This window comes from Pseudomonas sp. MF5691, assembly GCF_016405645.1.
Classification (GTDB): Bacteria; Pseudomonadota; Gammaproteobacteria; order Pseudomonadales; family Pseudomonadaceae; genus Aquipseudomonas; species Aquipseudomonas shahriarae.
The window spans coordinates 71270-97721 of record NZ_JAEKDC010000005.1 but is presented as its reverse complement, the minus strand read 5'-3'; the positions used below and the strand labels follow the sequence as shown (position 1 = coordinate 97721).

General features: G+C 60.1%; 21 protein-coding genes and 2 tRNA genes. 12 read left to right on the top strand and 11 right to left on the bottom strand.

Annotation, left to right across the window (positions count from 1 at the left end; all coding sequences use genetic code 11):
- The 5 genes from JFT44_RS09625 to JFT44_RS09605 all read left to right on the top strand — a co-directional run bounded on the left by JFT44_RS09625 (window position 1) and on the right by JFT44_RS09605 (window position 9896).
- Window positions 1–1098 carry a DUF1513 domain-containing protein gene (locus tag JFT44_RS09625; RefSeq protein ID WP_057958650.1) on the top strand — a complete coding sequence of 366 codons (1098 nt, stop codon included), beginning with the start codon at window positions 1–3 and terminating at the stop codon, window positions 1096–1098.
- 224 nt (window positions 1099–1322) lie between these two features.
- The gene (locus tag JFT44_RS09620) at window positions 1323–2483 is read left to right on the top strand and encodes an efflux RND transporter periplasmic adaptor subunit (RefSeq protein ID WP_198830594.1); all 1161 of its coding nucleotides are present in this window, start codon (window positions 1323–1325) and stop codon (window positions 2481–2483) included.
- A complete protein-coding gene (locus JFT44_RS09615; protein ID WP_198830593.1) occupies window positions 2480–5515 on the top strand; it encodes a multidrug efflux RND transporter permease subunit in 3036 nt (1011 codons plus the stop codon). The genes JFT44_RS09620 and JFT44_RS09615 overlap by 4 nt, the downstream gene beginning before the upstream one ends.
- Before the next feature lie 175 nt (window positions 5516–5690).
- A complete protein-coding gene (locus JFT44_RS09610) occupies window positions 5691–6854 on the top strand; it encodes an efflux RND transporter periplasmic adaptor subunit (RefSeq protein WP_057958647.1) in 1164 nt (387 codons plus the stop codon).
- Between the two features lie 3 nt (window positions 6855–6857).
- Window positions 6858–9896, top strand: coding sequence for a multidrug efflux RND transporter permease subunit (locus JFT44_RS09605; protein WP_057439381.1), 3039 nt, complete (start codon window positions 6858–6860; stop codon window positions 9894–9896).
- 303 nt (window positions 9897–10199) lie between these two features.
- Here JFT44_RS09605 and JFT44_RS28625 read toward each other — a convergent pair whose 3' ends face one another.
- The 9 genes from JFT44_RS28625 to JFT44_RS09565 all read right to left on the bottom strand — a co-directional run bounded on the left by JFT44_RS28625 (window position 10200) and on the right by JFT44_RS09565 (window position 17635).
- Entirely contained in the window at window positions 10200–10427 is a 228-nt protein-coding gene (locus JFT44_RS28625) for a hypothetical protein (RefSeq protein WP_057958645.1), read from the bottom strand.
- Window positions 10427–11143: a lipopolysaccharide kinase InaA family protein gene (locus JFT44_RS09600; protein ID WP_057444707.1), complete on the bottom strand. Its 717-nt coding sequence runs from the start codon at window positions 11141–11143 to the stop codon at window positions 10427–10429. The genes JFT44_RS28625 and JFT44_RS09600 overlap by 1 nt, the downstream gene beginning before the upstream one ends.
- Window positions 11144–11147: 4 nt before the next feature.
- A complete protein-coding gene (locus JFT44_RS09595; protein ID WP_057439380.1) occupies window positions 11148–11828 on the bottom strand; it encodes a class I SAM-dependent methyltransferase in 681 nt (226 codons plus the stop codon).
- 189 nt (window positions 11829–12017) lie between these two features.
- Window positions 12018–13298, bottom strand: coding sequence for a HAMP domain-containing sensor histidine kinase (locus JFT44_RS09590; RefSeq protein WP_057439379.1), 1281 nt, complete (start codon window positions 13296–13298; stop codon window positions 12018–12020).
- Window positions 13288–13971, bottom strand: a complete 684-nt coding sequence (gene colR, locus JFT44_RS09585; RefSeq protein WP_029295378.1) for a two-component system response regulator ColR — start codon at window positions 13969–13971, stop codon at window positions 13288–13290. Before colR ends, JFT44_RS09590 begins: the two co-directional genes overlap by 11 nt.
- 167 nt (window positions 13972–14138) lie before the next feature.
- The gene (groL, locus tag JFT44_RS09580; protein ID WP_057439378.1) at window positions 14139–15785 is read right to left on the bottom strand and encodes a chaperonin GroEL; all 1647 of its coding nucleotides are present in this window, start codon (window positions 15783–15785) and stop codon (window positions 14139–14141) included.
- A 49-nt stretch (window positions 15786–15834) separates the two neighbouring features.
- Complete coding sequence (gene groES / locus JFT44_RS09575) at window positions 15835–16131, bottom strand: co-chaperone GroES (RefSeq protein ID WP_017846112.1); 297 nt, start codon at window positions 16129–16131, stop codon at window positions 15835–15837.
- A 229-nt stretch (window positions 16132–16360) separates the two neighbouring features.
- Window positions 16361–16837 carry an FxsA family protein gene (locus JFT44_RS09570; protein ID WP_057439377.1) on the bottom strand — a complete coding sequence of 159 codons (477 nt, stop codon included), beginning with the start codon at window positions 16835–16837 and terminating at the stop codon, window positions 16361–16363.
- 66 nt (window positions 16838–16903) lie between these two features.
- The gene (locus JFT44_RS09565) at window positions 16904–17635 is read right to left on the bottom strand and encodes a HugZ family protein (RefSeq protein WP_198830592.1); all 732 of its coding nucleotides are present in this window, start codon (window positions 17633–17635) and stop codon (window positions 16904–16906) included.
- 75 nt (window positions 17636–17710) lie between these two features.
- Between JFT44_RS09565 and JFT44_RS09560 the strand changes: the two genes are divergently transcribed.
- The gene (locus JFT44_RS09560) at window positions 17711–18469 is read left to right on the top strand and encodes an SDR family oxidoreductase (protein ID WP_198830591.1); all 759 of its coding nucleotides are present in this window, start codon (window positions 17711–17713) and stop codon (window positions 18467–18469) included.
- A gap of 126 nt (window positions 18470–18595) precedes the next feature.
- Here the strand turns inward: JFT44_RS09560 and JFT44_RS09555 are convergent, their stop codons facing one another.
- Window positions 18596–19603: a DUF481 domain-containing protein gene (locus tag JFT44_RS09555; RefSeq protein WP_198830590.1), complete on the bottom strand. Its 1008-nt coding sequence runs from the start codon at window positions 19601–19603 to the stop codon at window positions 18596–18598.
- Window positions 19604–19808: 205 nt separating this feature from the next.
- Between JFT44_RS09555 and JFT44_RS09550 the strand changes: the two genes are divergently transcribed.
- The 4 genes from JFT44_RS09550 to JFT44_RS09535 all read left to right on the top strand — a co-directional run bounded on the left by JFT44_RS09550 (window position 19809) and on the right by JFT44_RS09535 (window position 24529).
- Complete coding sequence (locus JFT44_RS09550; RefSeq protein ID WP_178111897.1) at window positions 19809–20123, top strand: MGMT family protein; 315 nt, start codon at window positions 19809–19811, stop codon at window positions 20121–20123.
- A 43-nt stretch (window positions 20124–20166) separates the two neighbouring features.
- On the top strand, window positions 20167–21699 hold the full coding sequence (locus tag JFT44_RS09545) for an AmpG family muropeptide MFS transporter (RefSeq protein WP_057958638.1): 1533 nt from the start codon (window positions 20167–20169) through the stop codon (window positions 21697–21699).
- Between the two features lie 140 nt (window positions 21700–21839).
- Entirely contained in the window at window positions 21840–23555 is a 1716-nt protein-coding gene (locus JFT44_RS09540; protein ID WP_057439372.1) for a proline--tRNA ligase, read from the top strand.
- 20 nt (window positions 23556–23575) lie between these two features.
- Window positions 23576–24529: a hypothetical protein gene (locus tag JFT44_RS09535; RefSeq protein ID WP_057958637.1), complete on the top strand. Its 954-nt coding sequence runs from the start codon at window positions 23576–23578 to the stop codon at window positions 24527–24529.
- A 137-nt stretch (window positions 24530–24666) separates the two neighbouring features.
- Here JFT44_RS09535 and dinB read toward each other — a convergent pair whose 3' ends face one another.
- Window positions 24667–25725, bottom strand: coding sequence for a DNA polymerase IV (gene dinB / locus JFT44_RS09530; protein WP_057439370.1), 1059 nt, complete (start codon window positions 25723–25725; stop codon window positions 24667–24669).
- A gap of 291 nt (window positions 25726–26016) precedes the next feature.
- Between dinB and JFT44_RS09525 the strand changes: the two genes are divergently transcribed.
- Both JFT44_RS09525 and JFT44_RS09520 read left to right on the top strand, forming a co-directional pair.
- Window positions 26017–26093: transfer RNA gene (locus JFT44_RS09525), tRNA-Met, on the top strand.
- A 194-nt stretch (window positions 26094–26287) separates the two neighbouring features.
- Window positions 26288–26364, top strand: a tRNA-Met gene (locus tag JFT44_RS09520).
- The last annotated feature ends 88 nt before the right edge of the window (window positions 26365–26452 follow it).

Sequence of the window (26452 nt, the reverse complement as noted above, 5' to 3'; positions counted from 1 at the left end):
ATGCTCAGGCGACAGGCTTTGGCCATCGGCAGCGTGCTGCTCAGTGCAATCACCCTGGGCGGCTGGACGCTGTTCAAGCGCAAGGGCGACAGCCCGCTGTTGCTGTCGGCCCGGGATGATGCCGACGGCAAGCACTACGCCGTGGGCTATCGCCTGGACGGCAGCCAGGTGTTCGCCACCCAGGTTGGCCAGCGTTGCCACGACATCATCAACCACCCGAGCCTGCCCATCGCCTTGTTCGTGGCGCGCCGCCCCGGCACCGAGAGCTACCTGGTGGACCTGCGCGACGGCACGCTGCTGCAAACCGTGACGTCCCAGGCCAACCGGCACTTTTATGGGCATGCGGTCATTCACAAGAGCGGCGACTGGCTATACGCCACGGAAAACGACACCACCGACCCCGGTCGCGGCCTACTGGGCGTGTACAGGTTCGAAGGTGAGCGCCTGGTACACAGCGGGGAGATGTCCACCCACGGCATCGGCCCGCACCAGGTGTCGTGGATGCCCGATGGCGAGACTCTGATCGTGGCCAATGGTGGCATTCGCACCGAGGCCGAAAGCCGGGTCGAGATGAACCTCAACGCCATGGAGCCGAGCCTGGTGCTGATGCAGCGCGACGGCACCCTGCTGAGCAAGGAAACCCTGAGCCAGCCAATGAACAGCGTGCGCCATATGGGGATCGCCAGCGATGGCACGATCCTCACCGGGCAACAGTTTATGGGGCCTTCCCAGGAGCGTTCCGAACTGTTGGCGATCAAGCGTCCAGGGCAACCGTTCGTGGCGTTCCCGGTGGCCGATGAGCAATTGCAGGCCATGGGGCACTACACCGCCAGCGTGGCCGTACACAGCGAGTTGCGTCTGGTGGCACTGACCGCGCCACGGGGCAATCGCTTCTTTATCTGGGACATGGACAGTGGCGAACTGCGCCTGGACGGGCCGTTGCCTGACTGCGCCGGCGTCGGCGCAGTGGCCGACGGGTTTGTCGTGACCTCTGGCCAGGGTCGTTGCCGTTTCTACGATTGCCGGCAGCCCCAACTGGTGGCCAAGCCACTGGATCTGCCAGCTGGGTTCTGGGATAACCACCTGCATCTGATCTAAAGCCACTGTCGCGCTCCCGGGCCCACACCTGGGAGCCGACTCACCAGAAAAACCCTACGCAACCTGTGAAAAAACCCCGCCACGGGGACTACTCATCTCACAGACACGTCCGACTTTCCGCCTTATAGCACTCGCCTTTCTGATGAAGACTGCCTGGCTCATCGTGCCAGCGAGCGCCCCTGCGCGCGCCCTCCGCACCCTGTCACCTTCACAAGGAAGCAACTATGCCGGGCCGCCGGATGATTACCATGCTCAGCATCGTACTGCTGGTCGTGCTGATGCTCGCCAGCTATAAAGCGTTCTGGGTTTACCAACAGCTGCAGCTGCTGCATGCGCCAAAGCCGCCCGTCAGCGTGGCGGTGGCAACCGCCCTCGAACAACCCTGGCAGCGCCAGTTGCCCGCCGCTGGCACCCTCAAGGCATTGCAGGGCATCAACCTGAGTATCGAGGTGCCCGGCGTCGTCACCCAGTTGCACTTCGACTCCGGGCAAGTGGTCAAGCAAGGGCAAACCCTGCTGCAACTTGAGAATCAGGCCGAGCAGGCCGCGCTGGACGTCGCCCTGGCGGACCGCAGCCTGGCCCGGCAGAACTTCCAGCGCGGCCGCGAACTGGTGGCGATCAACGCCATCTCCCAAGAGGAGTTCGACCGACTGTCCGCCGAGTTCAACCGCAACAATGCCGTCGTTGCACAACGCCGCACGGCGCTGGACAAAAAACGCATCGTCGCCCCGTTCAACGGCACCCTTGGCATCCGCCAAGTCAACATCGGTGACTACCTGCAAAGCGCCACCGTGATCGCCAGCCTGCAGGACGCCAATAGCCTTTACGTCGATTTCCACATCCCCGAGCACGCCGTTCAACTGATCAAGATCGGCCAGTCCGTGCGCATTGAAGTCTCGGCACGCCCAGGACTTTCCAGTCTCGCCACCATTAGCGCCATCGACCCCATCGTCGACACCCACACGCGAAATGTGTTGGTACGCGCCACCCTGACTCATCCGCCCGCCGACCTGTTGCCGGGAATGTTCGCCCACTTGCAGGTGCTGCTGGCGAACCCGGGTTTGCATATCGTGATCGAGGAGAGCGCAATCGCCTACAGCCCCTATGGCCAGTATGTGTACGTCGTAGCCCCGCGCAAAAACAGCGAAGGCCGTGACGAGCTGGATGCCGAGGGCAAGCCGCTGCTGATCGCCGAACAACGCCTGGTCGAAACGGGCGAGCGACGCGACGGCACCATCGTAATTGCCAAAGGGCTGGCCAAGGGCGAACAGGTCGTTACTGCCGGCCAGATCAAATTGCAAAACGGTACCTCAGTGCGCATCAGCATCCACCGGAACCAAACTGATGAGCGTCCACTGGCGGCCCAACGGGAGAACGAAAAATGACGTTCACCGACCTGTTTATCCGCCGCCCCGTACTGGCCCTGGTGGTCAGCCTGTTGATCGTGTTGCTGGGCTGGCAGGCGTTTGGGCAATTACCATTGCGCCAATTCCCGCAGATGGAAAGTGCGCTGGTCACGGTGACCACGGTCTCTCCAGGCGCCAGTGCCGAGACCGTGCAGAGCTACATCACACAACCTCTGCAGAAAAGCCTGGCAAGCGCGCAAGGCATCGACTACATGCGCTCCACCAGCCGGCAGAATGTGTCGATTATTTCCATCTACGGGCGGGTCGGGGCCGACAGCGACCGGTTGTTCACCGAGCTGTTGGCCAAGACCAATGAAGTAAGGAACCAACTGCCCCGGGACATAGAGGATCCGGTGCTGAACAAGGTCGCGGCGGATAACACCGCGCTGATGTACCTGGGTTTTTCCAGCGACACCATGAACAATGCGCAAATCACCGACGTCCTGCTGCGTGTGATCCAGCCTCGCCTGGTGACTCTGCCGGGCATGGCCGAGGCCCAGATCATCGGCAACCAAAGCTTTGCCATGCGTATCTGGCTTGATCCGCTGAAACTCGCAGGCTTTGGTTTGAGCGCCAGCGATGTGACCCAGGCCATCAAGCGCTACAACGTACAGTCCATTGCCGGCGACGCCACAGGTGAATTAGTCGTTACCAGTGTCACGGCCAATACCGAACTGCAGTCGGTTGAAGGCTTCCGGACCATCACCTTGAAAACCAACGGCGACAGCCAGGTCCGCCTCGGGGATGTGGCGCGGGTGGAGCTGGGTGCGCAGAACTACGACAGCTTCAGTTCATTCAATGGCCTGCCCGCGACCTACATCAGCATCAAGCCGACCCCCGACGCCAACCCGCTGGAGCTGGGCAAGCGCGTACGCGAACTGATGCCCCTGCTGCAGGCGCAGTTACCGCCTCATCTGCAAGCCGATATCGCCTACGACTCGACGTTGTATATCAACGCCTCTATCGACCATGTGCTGTCGAGCCTGCTGGAAGCCATCCTGATTGTGGTGCTGGTGGTGTTCCTGTTTCTGGGCTCTTTGCGCGCCGTGGTGATTCCCGTCATCACCATTCCCCTGTCGCTGGTCGGCACGCTGTTCTTCATGCAACTGATGGGCTACTCGATCAACGTCCTGACGCTGCTGGCCATGGTCCTTGCCATTGGCCTGGTGGTGGATGACGCCATTGTGATGATGGAGAACATTCATCGGCATATCGAACGAGGCAAGTCGCCCCTTGAGGCCGCGATCAAAGGCGCGCGGGAGGTGTGCGTGCCGGTGATTTCGATGACCATTACCCTGGCCGCGGTGTATGCGCCCATCGGTTTCCTGCAGGGGTTGACCGGGGCGCTGTTCAAGGAGTTTGCCCTGACCCTGGCCGGGGCCGTGGTGATTTCCGGTATCGTTGCGCTGACCCTGTCACCGATGATGTGCGCCCTGTTATTGCGCCCTGAAGAACAGCCACGGGGCCTGTCCCTGGTCCTGGACCGGCTGTTCAACCATCTGAAGCAGCGTTACCAGCGCCGCCTGCATCAGATCATGGAGGCGCAGTCGGTGGTCATCGTGTTCGCCCTGCTGATCCTCGGCCTGATTCCCGCCATGCTCACCTTCACCCTCTCCGAGCTGGCCCCCGATGAGGACCAGGGCCTGATCTTTATCCTCGCCAGCGCACCGCAGCCGAGCAACCTGGCCTACCTCAACCGTTACACCCAGGACTTCATCGCGCTGTTCAAGACCCTGCCCGAGTACCAGGCCTCGTTCCAGATCAATGGCCTCGATGGCGTGCATTCGGGGGTGGGCGGTTTCCAACTGCGCCCGTGGGACCAGCGCGAGCGCACGCAGATGGAGGTGCTGGCGCCGCTGCGCAAAAAGCTCGACAGCATCCCCGGCCTGCAAGTATTTGCCTTTAACCTGCCGTCCTTGCCGGGTACGGGCGAAGGCCTGCCTTTTGGTTTTGTCATCAGTTCCCAGCAGGACCACAAGTCGATGCTGGCGGTGGCCGAGCGCGTCAAACAGCGGGCCATCGACTCCGGGAAGTTTGCCTACGTGGATATCGACCTGGCCTTCGACCGGCCCGAAGTAGTGATCGACATTGACCGGGCCAAGGCCGCGCAAATGGGCGTGTCCATGCAGGACCTGAGCCTTACCCTGGCGACCCTGCTGGCTGAAACGGAAATCAACCGCTTCAGGATTGATGGCAATCTGTACAAGGTCATTGCCCAGGTCGAGCGCACCTACCGCGACAACCCGGACTGGCTGAGTCACTACAACGTCAAAAATGCCAAGGGCCAATTACTGCCCCTGTCGACGTTGATCACCGTCTCCAGCCAACAGGTACGCCCGCGACAGTTGAACCAGTTCCAGCAGCTCAATTCGGTGCTGGTCTCGGCTTACCCGATTGTCGGTATGAGCAACGCCCTGGAGACCGTACAAGCCATCGCCCAGGAAGAGGCTCCGGCGGGCTACACCTTCGACTACAGCAACGCCACGCGCCAGTTTGTGCAGGAGGGCAATGCGCTGTGGGGTACGTTCGGCCTGGCGTTGGCGATCATCGGCCTGGTGCTGGCGGCCCAGTTTGAAAGCCTGCGTGACCCGCTGGTGATCCTGGTGACGGTGCCGCTGTCGATCTGCGGGGCATTGATTGCGCTGTTCCTCGGCTGGTCGACCCTGAACATTTACACACAAATCGGCCTGGTCACGCTGATCGGCCTGATCAGCAAGCACGGCATCCTGATCGTCGAGTTCGCCAACCAGTTGCGCAAGGAGCAGGGGCTGTCGGCGCGTGCCGCCATCGAAGAAGCCGCCGCGATCCGCTTGCGGCCGGTGCTGATGACCACCATCGCTACCGTGCTGGGGGTGATCCCGCTGGTGTTTTCCAGCGGTGCCGGCGCGGTCAGCCGGTTTGATATCGGCATGGTGATCGCCACCGGGATGTCGATCGGGACCTTGTTCACTTTGTTCGTCCTGCCGTCGGTGTATACGGCGCTGGCCAAGCGTGACATGCCCGCCCCCTGACCTCATATGGGAAAGGCCTGACACCCCTTTCCCTATTCCCCTACGCCTCAAAACCATTGCGCTTGAGCCTGCCCGCGAACGCTGAAATTTACCAGTTGGAATCCCCCCGAAACTCGGAGTAATGTGCCGAATCGTTCGTCTTCGTCTGCCTCAGTTTTTTCCAAGGAACCGGAATATGCTGCGTCGTCGCATGCTGATCATGTTGGCCGTTGTGCTGCTCATCGTCCTGCTGCTGGGGGGCTATAAAGCCTTTTCCATCTATCAGCAGATCCAGGTCTTTTCCGCGCCCAAACCGCCGATCAGCGTGGCGGTGGCCACCGCGGTCGAACAACCGTGGCAACAGCGCCTGCCGGCGGTGGGTACGCTCAAGGCCTTGCAGGGGGTGAACCTCGCCCTGGAGATTGCAGGCACGGTCAAGGACGTGCAGTTCGAGTCGGGGCAGAAGGTCAAGGCCGGGCAGCCGCTGGTGCAACTCGACAGTGCGGTGGAAGACGCCCTGCTGCAAACCGCCCAGGCCGACCTGGGTCTGGCCCAGCTCGATTACGGGCGCGGCAGCCAACTGGTGGGCAGCCAGGCGATCTCCAAGGGCGAGTTCGACCGGCTCTCGGCGCAACTGCAAAAAAACAAGGCCACGGTCAACCAGCTCAAAGCGTCCCTGGCCAAGAAACACATCGTCGCGCCGTTCAGCGGCACTATCGGCATTCGTCAGGTCGATGTGGGCGACTATCTGGCCAGCGGCACGGTGATTGCCACCTTGCAGGACCTGAGCAGCCTCTATGTGGACTTTTATGTGCCCGAGCAGTCGGTGCCCAAGCTGGCCGTGGGCCAGGGGGTACAGGTGCAAGTCTCGGCCTACCCGAAACTGACCTTCCCCGGCACCCTCAGTGCGATCAACCCGAAAGTCGAGAGCAGCACCCGTAACGTGCTGGTTCGAGCGACCCTGGCCAACCCGGACAATAAACTGCTACCGGGCATGTTCAGCAGCCTGCAAGTGCTGTTGCCCGACCCGCAAGCGCAGGTGGTGATACCGGAAAGTGCCATTACTTACACCCTCTACGGCAACTCAGCCTACGTGGTAACACAGAAAAAGACCGAGGACGGCAGCCTCGAAAAAGATGCCAACGGTCAACCGATCCTGATCGCCGAACGGCGCTTTATCGAAACCGGCGAACGGCGCGATGGCCTGGTGCTGATCACCAAAGGCCTGAGCAGTGGCGAGCAAGTGGTCAGCGCCGGGCAGATCAAGCTCGACACCGGTGCGCATATCGCCATCACTGCGGATAAAAACCTGCCGGCCGCCCCTGGCCAACCTCCGCGCAACGACGGTTCAAGGAACTGAGCCATGGCGTTTACCGACACGTTTATCCGCCGCCCGGTGCTGGCCATGGTGGTCAGCCTGCTGATCGTGCTCCTGGGTTTCCAGGCCTACAGCAAACTGCCACTGCGCCAATACCCATCCATGGAAAATGCCCTGATCACGGTGACTACCGCTTACCCCGGGGCCAATGCCGAGACGATCCAGGGCTACATCACCCAGCCGTTGCAGCAAAGCCTGGCAAGTGCCGAAGGTATCGACTACATGACCTCGGTCAGTCGCCAGAACTTCTCGGTGATTTCCATCTATGCGCGGATCGGCGCCAACAGCGACCGGCTGTTCACCGAGCTGCTGGCCAAGGCCAACGAGGTCAAGAACAAACTGCCCCAGGACGCCGAAGACCCGGTGTTGAGCAAGGAGGCCGCAGATGCCTCGGCGCTGATGTACATCAGCTTCTCCAGCCAGCAACTGAGCAACCCGCAGATCACCGACTACCTGTCGCGGGTGATCCAGCCCAAGCTGGCGACCCTGCCCGGCATGGCCGAAGCCGAGATCCTCGGCAACCAGGTATTTGCCATGCGCCTGTGGCTGGACCCGGTCAAGCTCGCGGGCTTTGGCCTGAGCGCCAGTGACGTCACCGACGCCGTGCGCCACTACAACTTCCTCTCCGCCGCCGGCGAAGTGAAGGGTGAGTATGTGGTCACCAGCATCAACGCCAACACCGATTTGAAGACCGCCGAGGCCTTCGCCGCCATCACCGTGAAGACCGATGGCGACAGCCGGGTGCTGCTGGGCGACGTGGCCCGGGTGGAAATGGGCGCGGAAAACTACAACGCCATCAGTTCCTTTGGCGGTACGCCTTCGGTGTACATCGGCATCAAGGCCACGCCCAGTGCCAACCCGCTGGATGTGATCAAAGAAGTACGCAAGCTGATGCCGGAGCTGGAATCCCAGTTGCCGCCCAATCTCAAGGCAGAAATCGCCTACGACGCCACGCTGTTTATCCAGGCGTCCATCAACGAAGTGGTCAAGACCCTGTTTGAAGCGGTGCTGATCGTGATCGTCGTGGTGTTCCTGTTTCTCGGGGCGCTGCGCTCGGTGGTGATCCCGGTGGTGACCATCCCGCTGTCGATGATTGGCGTGCTGTTTTTCATGCAACTGATGGGCTACTCCATCAACCTGCTGACACTGCTGGCGATGGTGCTGGCCATCGGCCTGGTGGTGGATGATGCCATTGTGGTGGTGGAGAACATCCACCGCCATATTGAAGAAGGCAAGACGCCACTGGACGCTGCGCTGGAAGGCGCGCGGGAGATTGCCGTGCCGGTGGTGTCGATGACCATCACCCTGGCGGCGGTGTATGCGCCCATCGGTTTCCTCGAGGGGCTGACCGGGGCGTTGTTCAAGGAGTTCGCCCTGACCCTGGCCGGTGCGGTGGTGATTTCCGGCATCGTCGCCCTGACCCTGTCACCGATGATGTGCGCCCTGCTGTTGCGCCACGACGAAAACCCCACGGGCCTGGCCCATCGCCTGGACCGCATCTTCGAAGGCCTCAAGCGCCGCTACCAGACAATGCTGCACGGCACATTGAACACCCGGCCGGTGGTGATCGTGTTTGCCCTGATCGTGCTGTGCCTGATCCCGGTTTTCCTCAAATTCACCCAGTCGCAACTGGCCCCGGATGAAGACCAGGGCATCATCTTTATGATGGCCAGCGCACCACAGCCGACCAACCTGGACTACCTGAACACCTACACCGACGAGTTCATCACGATCTTCAAGGACTTCCCGGAGTACTACTCCTCGTTCCAGATCAATGGGTTCAACGGGGTGCAATCGGGCATCGGCGGCTTCCTGCTCAAACCGTGGAACGAGCGCGACCGCACGCAGATGCAGATCCTGCCTGAGGTGCAGAAACGCCTGGAGCAGATCCCCGGCTTGCAGGTATTCGGCTTCAACCTGCCATCACTGCCCGGTACCGGCGAAGGCCTGCCCTTCGGTTTTGTGATCAACACACCCAATGACTATGAGTCGTTGCTGCAAGTGGCCGACCGCGTGAAGAAACGGGCCATGGAGTCGGGCAAGTTCGCCTTTGTCGATATCGACCTGGCATTCGACAAACCCGAGGTGGTGGTGGACATCGACCGCGCCAAGGCGGCGCAGATGGGGGTGTCGATGCAGGATCTGGGCAGCACACTGGCGACCTTGCTGGCGGAGGCGGAAATCAACCGGTTCACCATTGATGGGCGCAGCTACAAGGTCATCGCCCAGGTCGAGCGGGCCTACCGGGACAACCCCGAGTGGCTGAACAGTTACTACGTGAAAAACACCCAGGGCGAGTTGTTGCCGCTGTCGACCCTGATCAGCATCAGTGACCGCGCGCGCCCGCGCCAACTGAACCAGTTCCAGCAACTCAACTCGGCGCTGATCTCGGGCTTCCCGATTGTCAGCATGGGCGAGGCCATCGACACCGTGCGTCAGATCGCCATCGAAGAAACCCCGGCCGGCTACGCCTTCGACTACAGCGGCGCCTCACGCCAGTTCATCCAGGAAGGCAGCGCGCTGTGGGTCACCTTTGGCCTGGCGTTGGCCATCATCTTCCTGGTGCTGGCGGCACAGTTCGAAAGCTTCCGTGACCCGCTGGTGATCCTGGTGACGGTGCCGCTGTCGATCTGCGGCGCGTTGATCCCCTTGTTCCTGGGTTGGTCGAGCATGAACATCTACACCCAGGTGGGGTTGGTGACGTTGATCGGGCTGATCAGCAAGCACGGGATCCTGATCGTCGAGTTTGCCAACCAGTTGCGCAAGGACAAGGGCCTGACGCCCCGTGAAGCAGTGGAAGAAGCGGCGGCGATTCGCCTGCGCCCGGTGTTGATGACCACGGCAGCGATGGTGTTTGGCATGGTGCCGTTGATCTTTGCCACAGGGGCCGGGGCGGTCAGTCGGTTTGATATCGGGATGGTGATTGCTACGGGGATGTCTGTGGGTACGTTGTTTACGCTGTTTGTGTTGCCGTGTGTTTATACGTTGTTGGCTAAGCGTGAGGTCTTGGCGGCGGTGGATTGATTGAGTACCTATCCGTTTCTGCGGCCCCTGTGGGAGCTGTCTCGCCCTGCGAGGCTGCGATAGCGGTGTGTCAGACAACATAAAGGCTAGCAGTGCCGGCGCCATCGCTGGCAAGCCAGCTCCCACACCCACCAGGGAAAGCGGCTTCGCGCTCCGGTTCTACTGTGGCTCTGCTTTTGATCTTGATCTGAGGCGCCCCGCCAGGGCTGAGCGTATAGCCGCCATCCCAGACCAAGAACGCAGCAACACGCAAAAAACAAAAGGCCCCGCACTGCGGGGCCTTTTACAGGGGCGTCAATCTCTTCAACTCGCAGGCCTCATCCCTTGGGACATCCCAAACATAAACAGCAAAAGCTGATGATCAGGCTGCGTAACCCCCGTGGTCTTGGCGATCCGCGGCACCGGGCATTGCCCGCCGTTGTGCGCCGCGCTGAGGACTTCTGTGCGGGGCTGCTCCCAGGCAGCCAGGGCCAGGGAGGCGATGCCCAAGGCCCCCAACAGAAACAAACCTCGTGCTATTTCTAGCTTCATTAGGTTAAACCCTTGATAGCGCTGCCAAACGCCGCTTCGTAAAAGTAGCTGAGTTTTTGCCAGTCGGCGGCATTCCACGACGAATGGCGCCGCAACTGCTGCATGTCATGGTCAGCGGCCCGGCGGGCGGTCAAGCGTTGGCGACTCTTCTCGAGATCCAGCAGCGCCACTTCGACCGTCGCGCCCTCTGCCGCCCCGCTGACCCGCACAAAAATATGCTTGCTGTACAGGCAGCCATGCTGCCAGCGCCCCTTGTGCATGCGCGCCAGGGTTTGCGCCAACTCAGCTAGCAGGCGCTCATGCACCAGTTCCCCACATTGCGCACGGCCACCGGCGGCGTACCAGCTGTCGATATCCACAAAGCCATCCAAAGCCGCCGTCACCAGCAAAGCCTTCCACTGTTGGTCCGGATCACGACGGGCGCCACAGAACACCAGTTCCGGAACCCCCACATCGAGCAAGCGCAGGCCCCTGAGCGCATCGCGCTCGCGCAACACCGTGGGCCGCCCAAAAGGATGCAGCCAGCTGCGATAAGTGTGACCTGTCTGGCGCTTGCTGTAGAGCAAGCGCCCATTGGTGCCGATTACCCGCTGTACACCGCTTTCGCCCCCTCGACGCCGATTGGGCTCCTCGACCCACTCGCCCTGCTGCCGCCAGAAGTAATCGAAGCGCTCTTCGGGAGCTACGTGACTGCCTGCTACGTACTCAACTGCCATCCTGCTACCTCTTGCGCAATACATACACTCGCCACATGGCGTACAGCGGTATGAAGTCCAAATACTCCTGGACGCGGAAACCAGCTTGCTCAAACTCAGCTTCAACAGTAGCAGCCGGTAACACAAAACGATTTCGGTAACTCTCCTGCTCACTTTTGTTGCGGCGCTGCATTTCCAGGCGCTTGCGTTTCCAGGCCTTGAAGTTGCCATCCACCCACAACGAAATGATCACGCTATCGCGGGTAACCCTTTGAAATTCTTTCAATAACGCCAGCCGATGCGCCGGGTCGCCGATGTGGTGCAGCAGACGCATGCAGAAAATGCTGTCCACTGCGTTGTCTGGCAGGTCGATATCAAACGCTGATGTCTGCAAGGGCCGTACCCGCTTGAGCACATCCGCCGGTTGCGACGCAGTGGCGATGCTTAACATGGCCTCGGAATTGTCCGCGCCGATAATCACCCGGTTGGGCTTTTCTGCCAGCAGTGGCCAGAAGCGCCCGGCACCGCATGGCAAATCCAACACCAGACCAGGCTCACCGGCCATCGCCAGCGCACCGCGGGCCAATTGCTCATCCCGTTTGTGCGACAGCCGCCGCGCCAACTTGCCCTGATGTTTAAGCAGATATTGTTGAGCGTGCCGGTCGTCGTACTTGGCGGAAAATTCAAGTTTGATAGGGGTAGCCATCCACGGATCTCCTAGACTGATGCCTGCAACCTTAAGCAGTCGCACGTCATCCGCAGGTCAACCCTTTGTGAAAAAAACGTCCCGTCTAACCCTAAAGAATTACAAGGTTTTACAGGGAAAAAGCATGGCATGAAGCCATCTTCGCCGAACAGGCGGGAATCTGCCCCTTGGGAAGGGGCAGGAAAGGGCTCAGGATTTGACCTGGTTCAATTCAACATGGAAGCGACAACCACTGGGCTCCATGGTACTGAGGCTGACCACCCAGCCCTGGCTCTCGCAGATGCGCTGGACCAGTGACAAACCCAGGCCCAGGCCGTCACCGCGTTTTTCGTTACCGCGTACAAACGGCTCGAACATAGCCTCGCGCTTGTCTTCGGGAATCCCCACCCCGCTGTCTTCCACTACAAAGCCAGTAGGCTCCAGGGTCAGGCGGATAAACCCGTGTTCGGTGTAGTGCAGGGCGTTGCGCAGCAGGTTGCCCATGACCGCATGCAGGAAGGTGGCGTTGTAGCGGGTGTCGAGAGGGTTGCCCGGCAGGTAGAACAACTCGATGCCCTTGCGCTCGATAGGTTCGCGCCAGATCCCCAGCAAGCCCTCCGCAACCTCGGAGAGGCTGACCTGGGGCGACATCGTGGTGTCGTCATGCTGGGCTCTGGCCAGCATCAGGAAGGTCTGCACCAGCTCGCGCATTTCCTCGCAGGCCCGGGCGATACGCTCGACCTGTTTACGCCCCCGTGAATCAATCGCCGGGTTTTCCAGCAGCAGTTCGCAGGAACTGGCCAGCACCATCAAGGGCGTGCGCAGTTCATGGCTGACATCGCTGGTGAACAGGCGCTCACGGGTCAGGGCCTGGCGCAGACGGCCAAGGGTGGCGTCGAAGGCCACTGCCAGTTCGCCCACTTCGTCGGCCGCATAGTCCGGCGCCAGCGGCGGCGCCAGCCCCAGTAATTGGTCACGATGCCGCACCTGGCGCGCCAGGCGCACCACCGGTGCCATCACCTTACGGGCAAGGACCCAGCCGAGGAATACCGCCAGTGCCAGGCTGAGTACAAACCCTACCAGCACCACTGCAAACAACACGCGCTCGCGCTCTTCGAAATCGCTCTGGTCTTGCAGCAGGACATAACGCCGGCCGTCGACGATCTCGACCATGGCATGGTAGGAAAGCGCATCGCGAAATACTTCGTGAAAGCCGGCGTCCAGATGCCGCAAGTCCTTGGGCAGTTGGAAATCCCCGCGTCCGCCGCTGAAATAGAACAGCTGGTCCGGCTCGGGACGGTGGCGCCAGTCTTCGACACTGTCCATCAACAGCAGACGCTGCAGGTCGCCGCCCAGCCCCGCCGAAATCAGTTTTTCTTCCACCAGGTGCACCGTGGCGACGATGCCCATGGCGAAGGCCCCCGCCACCAGCGCGCTCATCAGCGCAAAGGCAATGATGATCCGCTGGGCAAGGCTTTGCTTAAACTCCATCACGACCCTCGGCCAAGCGATAACCCACGCCATGCACGGTTTGCAGCAAGGGTTTGGCAAATGGCTTGTCGATCACTTGGCGCAGTTGGTGGACATGGCTGCGCAGGCTGTCGCTGTCCGGGCAGTCATCGCCCCACAGGGCCTCTTCAAGCACTTCGCGGCGCAGGACATGCGGGCTTTTCTGCATCAACACCGCGAGCAGTTTCAGGCCGACAGGGTTGAGCTTGAGCAGGCGTCCTTCGCGGGTCACTTCCAGGGTGTCGAGGTCGTAGGACAGATCGCCGACTTGCAGCTCGCGCCGGCCGCCACCCTGGGCGCGACGCAGCACGGCTTCGATACGTGCGGCCAGTTCCGACAGGGCAAACGGCTTGAGCAGATAGTCATCGGCCCCCGACTTGAAGCCTTGCAGGCGGTCGTCCAATTGGTCGCGGGCGGTGAGCATGATCACCGGTGTGTCGCGGCGCGCGTCTTCACGCAGGCGTTTGCACAGGGTGTAGCCATCAATCCCAGGCAGCATGATATCGAGCACGATCAGGTCGTAATGCTCGGTGGCCGCCAGGTGCAGGCCAGACAAACCGTCCTGCGCACAGTCCACGGTATAGCCCTTGAGTCCGAGGTAATCCGCCAGGTTGGCCAGAATATCGCGGTTGTCTTCAACCAATAAAATTCGCATGGGCAGTGTCTCCGTACGCGGTAACAGCCGTGTTGGCTCGCGCAGCTTAAGGCCAAGTATGGCTTACCGCTAGGCCTGAACGGTCAACCGATTACTGTTTTCAATCGATAAAAAAGCCCCGCCTGATCACTCAGGCGGGGCTTTTATGCATCGGGGGTAAGGCTGGCTTACATCATGCCGCCCATGCCACCCATACCGCCCATGTCTGGCATACCGCCGCCAGCCGAGCCTTCTGCTTTCGGCTTGTCAGCGATTGCAGCTTCGGTGGTCAGGATCAGGCCACCGATGGAGGCTGCAGCCTGCAGCGCGGAACGAGTCACCTTGGTAGGGTCCAGGATGCCCATTTCGATCATGTCGCCGTAGACGCCAGTCGCAGCGTTGTAACCGTAGTTACCTTTGCCGTTCTTGACTTCGTTGACTACAACGCTTGGCTCGTCGCCGGAGTTGGCAGCGATCTGGCGCAGCGGTGCTTCAACAGCACGACGCAGCACAGCGATACCGACGTTCTGGTCAGCGTTGTCGCCGGTCAGGTTGGTCAGGGCTTCCAGAGCACGGATCAGCGCAACGCCACCGCCAGGTACCACGCCTTCTTCAACGGCCGCACGGGTTGCGTGCAGGGCGTCTTCAACGCGGGCTTTCTTCTCTTTCATTTCAACTTCGGAACCAGCGCCAACCTTGATCACTGCAACGCCGCCAGACAGCTTGGCCAGGCGCTCTTGCAGTTTTTCACGGTCGTAGTCCGAGGAAGTCTCGGCAACCTGGGCACGGATCTGGGTGATGCGCGCCTGGATGTCCTGCTCAACGCCAGCACCGTCAACGATGATGGTGTTTTCTTTGGAGATGGTCACGCGCTTGGCGCTACCCAGGTTTTCCAGGGTGGCGCTTTCCAGGCTCAGGCCGATCTCTTCGGAGATTACGGTACCGCCGGTCAGGACGGCGATGTCCTGCAGCATGGCCTTGCGACGATCGCCGAAGCCTGGAGCCTTGACGGCTGCGACTTTAACGATACCGCGCATGTTGTTCACAACCAGAGTCGCCAGGGCTTCGCCTTCAACGTCTTCGGAAACGATCAGCAGTGGACGGCCGGCTTTGGCAACGGCTTCCAGTACTGGCAGCATTTCGCGGATGTTCGAGATCTTTTTGTCGACCAGCAGGATCAGCGGGCTGTCCAGCTCGGCAACCATGGTCTCTGGTTTGTTGACGAAGTACGGGGACAGGTAGCCACGGTCGAACTGCATGCCTTCTACAACCGACAGTTCGTTTTCCAGGCCAGTGCCTTCTTCAACGGTGATCACGCCTTCTTTACCGACTTTTTCCATGGCTTCGGCAATGATGTCGCCGATGGAGCTGTCGGAGTTGGCAGAGATGGTACCTACCTGAGCGATAGCCTTGGTGTCAGCGCATGGCTTGGACAGGTTTTTCAGCTCAGCAACGATGGCGATGGTCGCCTTGTCGATGCCGCGCTTGAGGTCCATCGGGTTCATGCCGGCAGCGACGGCTTTGTAGCCTTCGTTGACGATGGCCTGAGCCAGAACGGTGGCGGTGGTGGTGCCGTCGCCGGCGTCATCGTTGGCACGGGAGGCAACGTCTTTGACCAGCTGCGCGCCCATGTTTTCGAAACGGTCTTCCAGTTCGATTTCTTTGGCGACCGAAACGCCGTCCTTGGTGATGGTCGGAGCGCCGAAGCTCTTCTCGATGATCACGTTACGGCCTTTCGGGCCCAGGGTCGCTTTTACTGCGTCAGCCAGGATGTTGACACCGGTGAGCATTTTCTTACGGGCGGAATCGCCGAATTTAACTTCTTTAGCAGCCATGATCGATATTCCTTAAATACTTTGTAGTAACGGGAAAATGAGCGGGGAATCAGCCTTCCAGTACAGCGAGAATCTCGTTCTCAGCCATAACCAGCAGGTCTTCGCCGTCGACTTTCACAGTGTTGCTGCCGGAGTAAGGACCGAATACAACCTTGTCACCGACTTTAACGGCCAGCGCACGCACTTCACCGTTTTCCAGAGTCTTGCCTGGGCCTGCAGCGACGATCACACCGTGGTTGGCTTTTTCAGCAGCCGAACCTGGCAGAACGATACCGCCAGCGGTTTTCTTTTCTTCTTCGCTGCGACGGATAACGACGCGGTCGTGCAGAGGACGAAGCTTGCTCATTGTCGATCTCTCCTAATTGTAAGTTTCATCGGCCGGTATCAGTACCGGCGGGTGGTATTCCGGCGGTGCCGGTCGCGGTTCGCCAAGCGAAACGCGGAAGTCTGTCTGGTGTCGCCACCAGAAACCTTGCGGTGACCGTTACATAAGGGCGTATATGCTTATTACAAGGGCCGCAGATGAAAATTTTTGTGTCAGCAGGGCACCCGAAGGTGCCCTGCCAGGGATGGCGTTACTTGGAGTCGCGGTGCTCGAACTCACCTTCGATCACATCACCTTCACGCCCCAACGGCTGGCGAGGTGCCGGGCCACCACGAGGCTGCAGGTCATCGGCAAACGCACGCTGGCGGATCGCCGCTTCTTCGGCACGCTGGCGCAGCTTGCCTGCCAGCAAGCGCCGGGTGAATGGCAGCAGCAGGATCAAACCCAGCACATCGCTGACAAAACCCGGCACGATCAACAGGCCACCGGCCAAAGCCATCATCAAGCCTTCAAGCATGGTCTGGGCCGGCAACTCGCCGCGATTCAGGCTTTCACGGGCACGCAGTGCTGTGGCCAGGCCGGCGATACGCAGCACGAACACGCCGAGCATCGAGCCGAGAATAATCAGCAGCAGCGCCGGGAAAAACCCTATAGCACCGCTGACCTTGACGAATACGAACAGCTCCAGCACCGGAAACAGCAGAAAGAGCAATAAAAAAGGGCGCATCAAATGGTTCCTCAACGCAAGAATGCCTTGCTACTAGACCCTAGATGACGTCGCCCTTTCGTGAATTCAAGCTTGCGAGGTGGCTTTTTTCGGCCAAGCCTCGGCGTGAGCCAGGAAAACCAAGGCCTCGCGCACTTGTGTCGGCGTGTTGCAAGTATCCGCAAAGGGCAACCAGTGCAGGCCCTGACCGATGCACAGGTGCATGCCTTCGCTGTCGATACCGGCCAGTTGCGCCGGCTCGGACGTCGGCAGGCCGGCCAGTTCGACATAGTGGGCGATGGCCTTGGTGTGATCGCTGTTCATGTGCTCGATCATGCTCAACTCGGCCTTGCCGGCGAACGGGTTGGCCAGGGTCAACTGATCGACCCAGTGGATCGCCCCAAAACCGCCGATGTAGCGATGCCGCACCGGCTTGAGCACCCAGAAATCGAAGTCATGGGCCTTGTGGTAGTTGGCCGAGTCCGGGAAATACCGGTAGTAGCGTTCGGCGGCGGCGGCAATGGCCGCCTCGTCCTCGAGCTTTTCGGCTTCGGCGAGATAGGTCAGGCGCCCGACAGCTTGCACATCATCAGCCTCGCGCTCGCCCACCAACAGCGAGCACTTGGGGTCTTTTTGCAGGTTGTGGGTGTGCTGGGCAATACGGCTGATCAGGATCAGCGGCCGGCCTTCGGCATCCAGGCAATAAGGCACCACCGAACCAAAGGGGAAGCCGGGCATGGCCTTGGAGTGGGTGGCCAGCGCCCCACGGTATTCCTTGAGCAGTAGTTCTCGTGCATTCTTGGCAACGTGGACGCTCAACTTATGACTCCTTCGATAAATTCCGTCAGAAAACGGACTGGGGCAACCGCTCAAATCTGCTCATAGGACATGCGAATGCATCTCAACGACAAAGTAATCATTATCACCGGCGGTTGCCAGGGCCTGGGCCGCTCCATGGCCGAGTATTTTGCAAGCAAAGGTGCCCATCTGGCACTGGTGGACCTCAATCAGGAAAAGCTCGATGCGGTCGTGGCTGCCTGCCAGTCCCATGGTGTCACCGCGCGCAGCTATCTGTGCAATGTGGCAGATGAAGACCAGGTGACTCATACCGTAGCGCAGATCGCCGAGGATTTCGGCGCGATCCACGGTTTGATCAACAACGCCGGGATCCTGCGTGATGGCCTGCTGCTCAAGGTCAAGGACGGCGAGATGACCAAGATGAGCCTGGCCCAGTGGCAGGCGGTGATCGACGTCAACCTGACCGGCGTGTTCCTCTGCACCCGCGAAGTGGCAGCAAAAATGGTGGAGCTGAACAACCAGGGCGCCATTATCAACATCTCGTCGATCTCCCGCGCGGGTAACGTGGGCCAGACCAACTATTCGGCGGCCAAGGCCGGCGTGGCCGCGGCGACGGTGACCTGGGCCAAGGAACTGGCGCGCTATGGCATTCGCGTGGCGGGTATTGCGCCGGGCTTTATCGAGACCGAGATGACACTGGGCATGAAGCCTGAAGCGCTGGAAAAGATGACTTCGGGGATCCCGCTCAAGCGCATGGGCCGCCCGGAAGAAATCGCCCATTCGGCGGCGTACATCTTCGAGAACGACTATTACACCGGGCGCATCCTGGAGTTGGATGGTGGGCTGCGGTTGTAACTGACACCGCGAAATCCCATGTAGGGCGGCTTGTGGGGGAGCTGGCTTGCCTGCGATAGCATCGCCTCGGTAATACTGAGAAACCGCGGTGGCGCTATCGCAGGCAAGCCAGCGCCTACATTCCAGTTACCAGGTCACGCCAAACCCTGCGGTGTAACGGGTCTTGCTCAGGTCGCTGTCCGAGCCGCCACTGATGATGTCGCGCTCGGCCTTGAGATTGAGCGAGGCCCATTCGGTGACTTTGTAGCGCAGGCCCATTTCGGCATCGAGGGCGTAGTCGGCCGGACCGGCCAGGGGTTTGCCCACTTCGCCGTTGGTGAAGAACTCCACGGTCTTGCCGATCAGGTAGCGGTTGTAGTCCCACTTCATGGCCAGGGAATAGAAGTTGTCCTTGCCGCCGTCCTGGTACTCATAGTCAGTGCGGTTGAGCAGCGAGCCCAGGGAGAACGCTCCCAGTTCATCGTCCCAGAACTGATAACCCGGACCGGTACCGACGGTGCGCTGGCGACGCAGGTCTTCAACCTTGTCGTGCTTGTAGGTCAAGCGCCCCTGCCAGAACCACTGGTCGGTAATAAAGCGGTCCAGCGCGTACTCGGCGCTCCAGTTGTCGGTGGTGACCACATCGTTCTGGAATTCGCGGTTGTATTCGCCTTCGGCAATATGCCGCCACTTGCCGTGACGGGCGGTGGTCTTGAAGTCGATGTCGTAGTCGTCGGTGTCTTTTTCCGCACGCTTGTAGTCCAGCGCCACGTCGACATTGCCCTTCCACACCAGATCCTCGATCACCGGCTTTGGCTTGATGATCTGCTGGATGCTGGCCAACTCCACCGTCTTGGGAGCCTCGCCGTTGGCCAGGATCACCTTGCCGTCCTCGGCCGGGTGCAGGGACTTGGCCTTCTCGCCGGTGTAGGCGTCTTGCTTGACCAGCAGTTCCTGGTCGCTTTCCAGGGTTTTCACCTGTTTCCAGTCCACCGGGATCGCCCCGGCGTATTCAGTCTGGATCAACAGCTTGCCGCCGTCGAAAACCTTGATCTTGCCGGTCAGGCGATCACCGTTTTTCAACCAGATGGTATCGGCCAGCACAGGGGTAGAGGCAGTAAAAACAGCGAGGCACAGCAGGGTTCTGGACAACATAAGCGTTTACGGGGCTCAAGTTTGGCGAAAAAAGGGGCATTATCGGCGTAGCTGAAGTCTTAGCAAGGACTGACTCAAGGTTTTCTATTGAGTTCAATTCTCAACGCCATCTTTACAGATGTTTCTTACATAGAAACGACTGATTTCAACCGAGCCAGCCAGAACAGTGAACGAGCCCGCCGAAACGCCGCAAACCCCGTCCGAAATGCGCCGTACTGCGCTGTACCTGACCTTGGCCCAAGTGCCCGAAGGCTGCGTGGTGAGTTATGGCGAACTGGCGCACCTGGCTGGACTGGGGCGTGCCGCACGCTTCGTAGGCCGCACCCTGAGCCAGCTACCAGAGGGTTCGAAATTGCCCTGGCACCGGGTGGTCGCCGCCGGCGGTCGGATAAGTCTGCCGGCGGGCAGCGCTTCAGGTGATGAACAACGTGCGCGTTTGCGCAGCGAAGGTGTCAGTATCCTGAACAATCGCGTTGATATTCAGCGCCATGGCTGGCGCCCGGTAGAGCACAGCGGTTAGAGTGCGCGCTTTGTTTCCGTAAATCTGAGGCAGACTCCAGCCCATGCCCCGTAAAACCTGGCGCGCCGCGCTCGCTGCCTATGCCAGCCCCTCGACGTTAGTGCTGTTATTGCTCGGCTTTGCCGCCGGTCTGCCTTACATGTTGGTGTTCTCGACGCTCTCAGTCTGGTTGCGCGAAGCCGGTGTGGCACGCGAGACCATTGGCTATGCGAGCCTGATCGGCCTGGCATATGCGTTCAAGTGGGTCTGGTCACCCCTGCTGGACCAATGGCGCCTGCCGCTATTGGGCAAGTTGGGTCGTCGTCGTTCCTGGTTGGTGCTGTCCCAATCCCTGGTAATTCTCGGCTTGATCGGTATGGGCTTCTGCGACCCGCAGAAACACCTGTCCTGGCTGATCGCCATTGCCGTTATCGTCGCATTCGCCTCCGCAACCCAAGACATCGCAGTTGACGCCTATCGCCTGGAAATCGCCGATGACAGCCGCCAGGCCGCGCTGGCCGCCAGCTATATGTCCGGCTACCGCATCGCCGCCCTGCTGGCCACGGCGGGCGCGCTGTTCTTTGCCGAAGGCTTTGGTTCCACCGGCTTCAACTATAAGCATTCGGCGTGGACCGGCACCTACGTGCTGTTCGGCGTGTTGATGATCCCTGCCCTGCTCACCAGCTTTTTCATGCGTGAACCCGACGTGCCCCTGCGCACCCAGTTGCAGGCCGGGCGCTACACGTTTGCCCACCAACTGATGTCGGTGTTTGTGCTGATCGTCCTGCTGGTGTCGGTCCCGGCGATGTTCACCCAGTTGTACAACACCGATTTCGCCAGCGTACTGTTCGAAGGCGTAAGCCTGCTCGACCTGCTGCTGGAAGACCGCGCCTTCCTGCGCGCCATCCTCTATATCACCCTCACCGCCCTGTGCCTCTCGGCCATGGGCCGTCGAGGCCTGGCGCCGGTGCTGACGCCGGTCAACGACTTTATCCTGCGCTACCGCTGGCAGGCCCTGTTGCTGCTGGGGCTGATCGCCACCTACCGCATGTCGGACACGGTGATGGGCGTGATGGCCAACGTGTTCTATATCGACCAGGGGTTCACCAAGGACCAGATCGCCAGTGTCAGCAAGATCTTCGGCCTGATCATGACCCTGGTCGGCGCCGGCATGGGTGGCCTGTTGATCGTGCGATTCGGCATCCTGCCGATCCTGTTTATCGGTGGTATCACCTCGGCCGGCACCAACTTGCTGTTCCTGATGCTCGCCGACATGGGCGCCGACCTGCAGATGCTGATCTTCACCATTTCCCTGGACAACTTCAGCTCGGGCCTGGCGACCTCGGCGTTCGTCGCCTACCTGTCGAGCCTGACCAACCTGAAGTTCTCCGCCACCCAATACGCCCTGCTCAGCTCGATCATGTTGCTGTTGCCACGACTGATCGGTGGTTACTCGGGGGTCATGGTGGAAAAGTTCGGCTATCACAACTTCTTCCTGATCACCGCGATGCTCGGTGTGCCGACACTGCTGCTGATTGCCTTGCACTGGTACCAGGAAAGCCGGCGGATCCGTTTGAACCCGCCCGAAGAAGGCTGATACCTGTGGGGGTTGGCCCGCTCCCACGTGAAGCCAGCGCCCCACAGAAATCCAGTCACCACCTGATGCCTGTACTCTGGCGGCGACCGCCCGTACAATCCCAGGTCACTTCAAGTCCAAGCAACCGACAACGGCCTACCATGCGCACCAGTCAATATTTGCTCGCCACACAGAAAGAAACGCCTTCCGACGCGGTCGTGATCAGCCACCAGCTGATGCTGCGCGCCGGTATGATCCGCAAACTGGCCTCTGGCCTGTACACCTGGCTGCCCATGGGCTTGAAGGTGATGCGCAAGGTCGAAGCGATCGTTCGCGAAGAAATGAACGCCGCCGGCTCTCTGGAAGTATTGATGCCGAGCACTCAGCCGGCTGAACTGTGGCAGGAATCCGGGCGCTGGGAAGAGTACGGCCCTGAGTTGCTGCGCTTCAAGGATCGTCATGGCCGCGACTTCTGCGCAGGCCCGACCCATGAAGAAGTGATCACCGACCTGATGCGCAACGAGTTGAGCAGCTACAAACAGCTGCCCCTCAACCTGTATCAGATCCAGACCAAGTTCCGTGACGAAATCCGCCCACGCTTCGGCTTGATGCGTGGCCGCGAGTTCATCATGAAGGACGCCTATTCGTTCCACGCCGATCAGCCTTCGCTGCAGGTCACCTATGACCGCATGCATCAGGCCTATTGCAACGTGTTCACCCGCCTGGGCCTGAAATTCCGCCCGGTCGAAGCGGACAACGGTTCCATCGGCGGCGCGGGCTCCCATGAGTTCCACGTGCTGGCAGAGTCCGGCGAAGACGATATCGTCTTCAGCGACGGCTCCGACTACGCAGCCAACATCGAGAAAGCCGAAGCGGTGCCGCGGGAAACTTCCCGTCCTGCGCCGGCTGAAGAACTGCGCCTGGTCGATACCCCAGACACCAAGACCATTGCGGCCCTGGTCGAAAAATTCAATCTGCCGATTGAAAAGACCATCAAGACCCTGATCGTGCATGCCGAGGAAGAAGGCAAGTTGATCGCTCTGGTGATCCGTGGCGACCACGAACTCAACGAAATCAAGGCTGCCCAGCAACCTGGCGTCGCCAGCCCGCTGGTCATGGCCTCGGACGCCGAACTGCGTGACGCCATTGGCGCCGGCGCCGGCTCCCTGGGCCCACTGAACCTGCCATTGCCGATCATCATCGACCGCTCGGTCGAGCTGATGAGCGACTTCGGTATCGGTGCCAACATCGATGACAAGCACTACTTCGGCGTCAACTGGGAGCGTGACCTGCCGGTTCCAACCGTGGCCGACCTGCGCAACGTGGTGGCCGGTGATCCAAGCCCGGACGGCAAGGGCACCCTGGAAATCAAGCGCGGTATCGAAGTGGGGCACATCTTCCAACTGGGCAACAAGTACAGCAAGGCGATGAAGTGCGAAGTGCTGGGCGAAAACGGCAAGCCGGTGACCCTGGAAATGGGCTGCTATGGCATTGGCGTTTCCCGCGTGGTGGCCGCTGCCATCGAGCAGAACCATGACGACAAAGGCATTATCTGGAGCGACACCCTGGCGCCGTTCCAGATCGCCCTGGTACCGCTGCGCTACGAAACCGAGCAGGTTCGCGAAGCCACCGACAAACTGTATGCCGAACTGACGGCCGCCGGTTTCGAAGTGCTGCTGGATGATCGCGACAAGAAGACCAGCCCGGGCATCAAGTTTGCCGACATGGAACTGATTGGCATCCCTCACCGGATCGTGGTCAGTGACCGCGGCCTGGCCGATGGCAATCTGGAATACAAGAGCCGGACCGAAGCCGAAGCCCAACCGTTGCCGGTGGCTGACGTGCTGCCCTTCCTTCAGGCGCGTATTCGTCGCTGAAAACCAGATCAAGAGAAGTCATGTTCAAGCGAAACACCAAAGCCCTGGGGGGCGCCGCCTTGTGCGGCGCCCTGCTGGTCAGCGGCTGCGCCAATCACATGTCGCAGCGTAGCGAGCACGAGGAACGGATCGAGCGCAAATTGCTCGACCACAGCCTGCAGATTGATGTCGGCGAACCCAAAGTACTTGAGCTGCCGCAACGCCGCGTGCGTATTCATGAACAGCGGACTTTCGAAGTCACTGAGTTTGAAGTCACGCGCCACTATGATCGCTACACGCCCTACCAGCCCTGGCGCGAACTCTATGAGATCCCGCTGGGTGCCGTGGCAGTGGTCGCGGGCGCCGGGGCCAATGTGGCGAACATCTTTGCCCTGGGCAACCTGCCCGACAGCATGACCCATGACTGGATCAGCTACGGCGTGGCCGGGCTCAACCCGTTCATGAACGTGCAGTCACACGGCCGGGCGCAGCAGAACCTGGCAGGCATCGACGAAATCCAGCGTGACCGCCGCCTGGAATACACCAGCCTGCCGTGGAGCGAGCGACCGGTGCAGGTCAAGGCCGGCAAGCAGACCCACGAGATGACTACCGACCGCAATGGCGTCCTGCGCCTGAACCTGCTGGACAGCCCGTTTGCCGAGCAGGACCTGAGCCAGGTCCGCACCTTGCGGATCAGCATTGAAGATGCCCAGGACGACGTGCACTCGGACTCATCCCTGGCCATCAGCACCACTTTGCGCGGCAAGCTGCTGGAAGCCCATGCCTTGATCTACGACGACCTGGAGGATGACGAAGTCAGCCAATGGGTGCATCGGGTCAAGCGCTTGTCGGAGCTGGGCCTGGAAGAAGAAGCCAGCGAACTGGAACAGAGCCTGATTGAACTGACGCGCAATGATCCGGAGTTGCAGCAGGAATTTCTCAAGGCGCTGACCCAGGATGGCGGCCGTCTGGTGGCTGACCCGGGTACCCGCTGAGGCAGCACTCAATGTAGGAGCGGGCTTGTGTGGGAGCGGGCTTGCCCGCGATAGCGGAGTGTCAGGTTAGATTTATTCGACTGACCCACTGCCATCGCGGGCAAGCCCGCTCCCACATAAGGCCCACCTTCAGCCGTCTACCAGGACAGCTCCAGCTGTTCATTGCCCATGCTCAAATCGAGCAAGCGCACACCAATCCCCAGCAATCGCACCGGCTTACCCCCGCGATTGAACGCCTGGGTCAGCAACTGCCGGTAACTCTCCAGGTCCCGCCCTGCCCCCGCCTGTTCCAGGGTGGTCTGGGTAAAATCATGGAACTTCACTTTGACAAAGGGTTTACCCGGCCGATAACTGCTGTCGATACGCTGCATGCGCCCGGCCAGGGTCTCCATCAGCTCAGGGAGTTTTTCCAGGCAACTGGGCAGGTCCGGTAGATCGACATCGTAGGTATTCTCTACGCTGATGGATTGCCGGCGGCTGTCGTTATGCACCGCCCGGTCATCAATCCCACGCGCCAAACTCCATAACCGCTCACCGAAACTGCCGAATTCCCGCACCAGCGCCAACTTGTTCCACTCGCGCAGTTGCAGGCAGTCCTCTATTCCCAGCCGCGCCAGTTTTTCAGCAGTGACCTTGCCGACGCCATGCAACTTGCTCACGGGCAGCGCCGAAACAAAGTCCTCCACCTGATCCGGGGTGATCACAAACAGTCCATTGGGCTTTTTCCAGTCGCTGGCGATCTTGGCCAGGAACTTGTTCGGCGCCACCCCCGCAGAAACCGTGATATGCAACTGATTGGAGACCCGCCGACGGATATCCTGGGCAATACGCGTGGCGCTGCCGCCGAAATGCGCGCAATCGGAAACATCCAGATAGGCTTCGTCCAGCGACAACGGCTCGATCAGATCGGTGTAGTCACGGAAAATCGTGTGGATTTCTTTCGATGCTTCTTTATAGGCATCCATACGCGGCTTGACGATGGTCAGGTCGGGGCACAGTTTCAACGCATGGCGCGAGGACATGGCCGACCGCACGCCGTAGGCCCGCGCCTCGTAATTGCAGGTGGCGATCACCCCGCGCCGGTCCGCCGAGCCACCTACCGCCAGGGGCTTTTGCGCCAGGCTCGGGTTATCCCGCATTTCGATGGCAGCGTAGAAGCAGTCACAGTCGACGTGGATGATTTTGCGCTGCGTCATATAAAGAGAGGCGTGATCAGGACATAAAGTGGACGGATCGCCAGTATCGCATTCACACCTGTATATAGCACCAGTACTTTGAATCATCTGACAAAGCGGTAGGAAAAAGCCCGGATGAATTTATTTTCTCAATCGAAGAACACGCTCCAATAGAGCTGGAAGCCACGGTCTGACTGGCCGCAAACCCTTCCAGCAGTTGATTTGGAGAGCTAAGCGATTGAAGCACAAGCGCTTTTCTTTGAATCCGTGGTTGACACAGTGTCATTCCTCTGTAGAATGCCGACACACAGACGCGGGATGGAGCAGTCTGGTAGCTCGTCGGGCTCATAACCCGAAGGTCGTCGGTTCAAATCCGGCTCCCGCAACCAAACATCAAGAAAGGCTACTCGAAAGAGTGGCCTTTTTTGTGCGCGCAGGTTTTTGCCCTGCCGCCTGATGCAATATGCCGACGTAGTGAAAAGTCGTGCTCAATCGAGCACTTAGGCTAATTTGCAGTTATTTGGCCCTTTATGCCATTAACGGTTGACACCTCGTCGTTGCGCTGTAGAATGCCGCCCACAGACGCGGGATGGAGCAGTCTGGTAGCTCGTCGGGCTCATAACCCGAAGGTCGTCGGTTCAAATCCGGCTCCCGCAACCAAACATCAAGAAAGGCTACTCGAAAGAGTGGCCTTTTTTGTGTCTGACTGAAAAGTTCTTTTGAAACAATGGCATGGCATCTTTCAGGA

Bases quoted from the DNA above. Each gene is read 5' to 3' on its own strand.
- JFT44_RS09625 (WP_057958650.1), top strand. From the start codon at position 1: ATGCTCAGGCGACAGGCTTTGGCCATCGGCAGCGTGCTGCTCAGTGCA.
- JFT44_RS09620 (WP_198830594.1), top strand. From the start codon at position 1,323: ATGCCGGGCCGCCGGATGATTACCATGCTCAGCATCGTACTGCTGGTC.
- JFT44_RS09615 (WP_198830593.1), top strand. From the start codon at position 2,480: ATGACGTTCACCGACCTGTTTATCCGCCGCCCCGTACTGGCCCTGGTG.
- JFT44_RS09610 (WP_057958647.1), top strand. From the start codon at position 5,691: ATGCTGCGTCGTCGCATGCTGATCATGTTGGCCGTTGTGCTGCTCATC.
- JFT44_RS09605 (WP_057439381.1), top strand. From the start codon at position 6,858: ATGGCGTTTACCGACACGTTTATCCGCCGCCCGGTGCTGGCCATGGTG.
- JFT44_RS28625 (WP_057958645.1), bottom strand. From the start codon at position 10,427: ATGAAGCTAGAAATAGCACGAGGTTTGTTTCTGTTGGGGGCCTTGGGC.
- JFT44_RS09600 (WP_057444707.1), bottom strand. From the start codon at position 11,143: ATGGCAGTTGAGTACGTAGCAGGCAGTCACGTAGCTCCCGAAGAGCGC.
- JFT44_RS09595 (WP_057439380.1), bottom strand. From the start codon at position 11,828: ATGGCTACCCCTATCAAACTTGAATTTTCCGCCAAGTACGACGACCGG.
- JFT44_RS09590 (WP_057439379.1), bottom strand. From the start codon at position 13,298: ATGGAGTTTAAGCAAAGCCTTGCCCAGCGGATCATCATTGCCTTTGCG.
- colR (WP_029295378.1), bottom strand. From the start codon at position 13,971: ATGCGAATTTTATTGGTTGAAGACAACCGCGATATTCTGGCCAACCTG.
- groL (WP_057439378.1), bottom strand. From the start codon at position 15,785: ATGGCTGCTAAAGAAGTTAAATTCGGCGATTCCGCCCGTAAGAAAATG.
- groES (WP_017846112.1), bottom strand. From the start codon at position 16,131: ATGAGCAAGCTTCGTCCTCTGCACGACCGCGTCGTTATCCGTCGCAGC.
- JFT44_RS09570 (WP_057439377.1), bottom strand. From the start codon at position 16,837: ATGCGCCCTTTTTTATTGCTCTTTCTGCTGTTTCCGGTGCTGGAGCTG.
- JFT44_RS09560 (WP_198830591.1), top strand. From the start codon at position 17,711: ATGCATCTCAACGACAAAGTAATCATTATCACCGGCGGTTGCCAGGGC.
- JFT44_RS09555 (WP_198830590.1), bottom strand. From the start codon at position 19,603: ATGTTGTCCAGAACCCTGCTGTGCCTCGCTGTTTTTACTGCCTCTACC.
- JFT44_RS09550 (WP_178111897.1), top strand. From the start codon at position 19,809: ATGCGCCGTACTGCGCTGTACCTGACCTTGGCCCAAGTGCCCGAAGGC.
- JFT44_RS09545 (WP_057958638.1), top strand. From the start codon at position 20,167: ATGCCCCGTAAAACCTGGCGCGCCGCGCTCGCTGCCTATGCCAGCCCC.
- JFT44_RS09540 (WP_057439372.1), top strand. From the start codon at position 21,840: ATGCGCACCAGTCAATATTTGCTCGCCACACAGAAAGAAACGCCTTCC.
- JFT44_RS09535 (WP_057958637.1), top strand. From the start codon at position 23,576: ATGTTCAAGCGAAACACCAAAGCCCTGGGGGGCGCCGCCTTGTGCGGC.
- dinB (WP_057439370.1), bottom strand. From the start codon at position 25,725: ATGACGCAGCGCAAAATCATCCACGTCGACTGTGACTGCTTCTACGCT.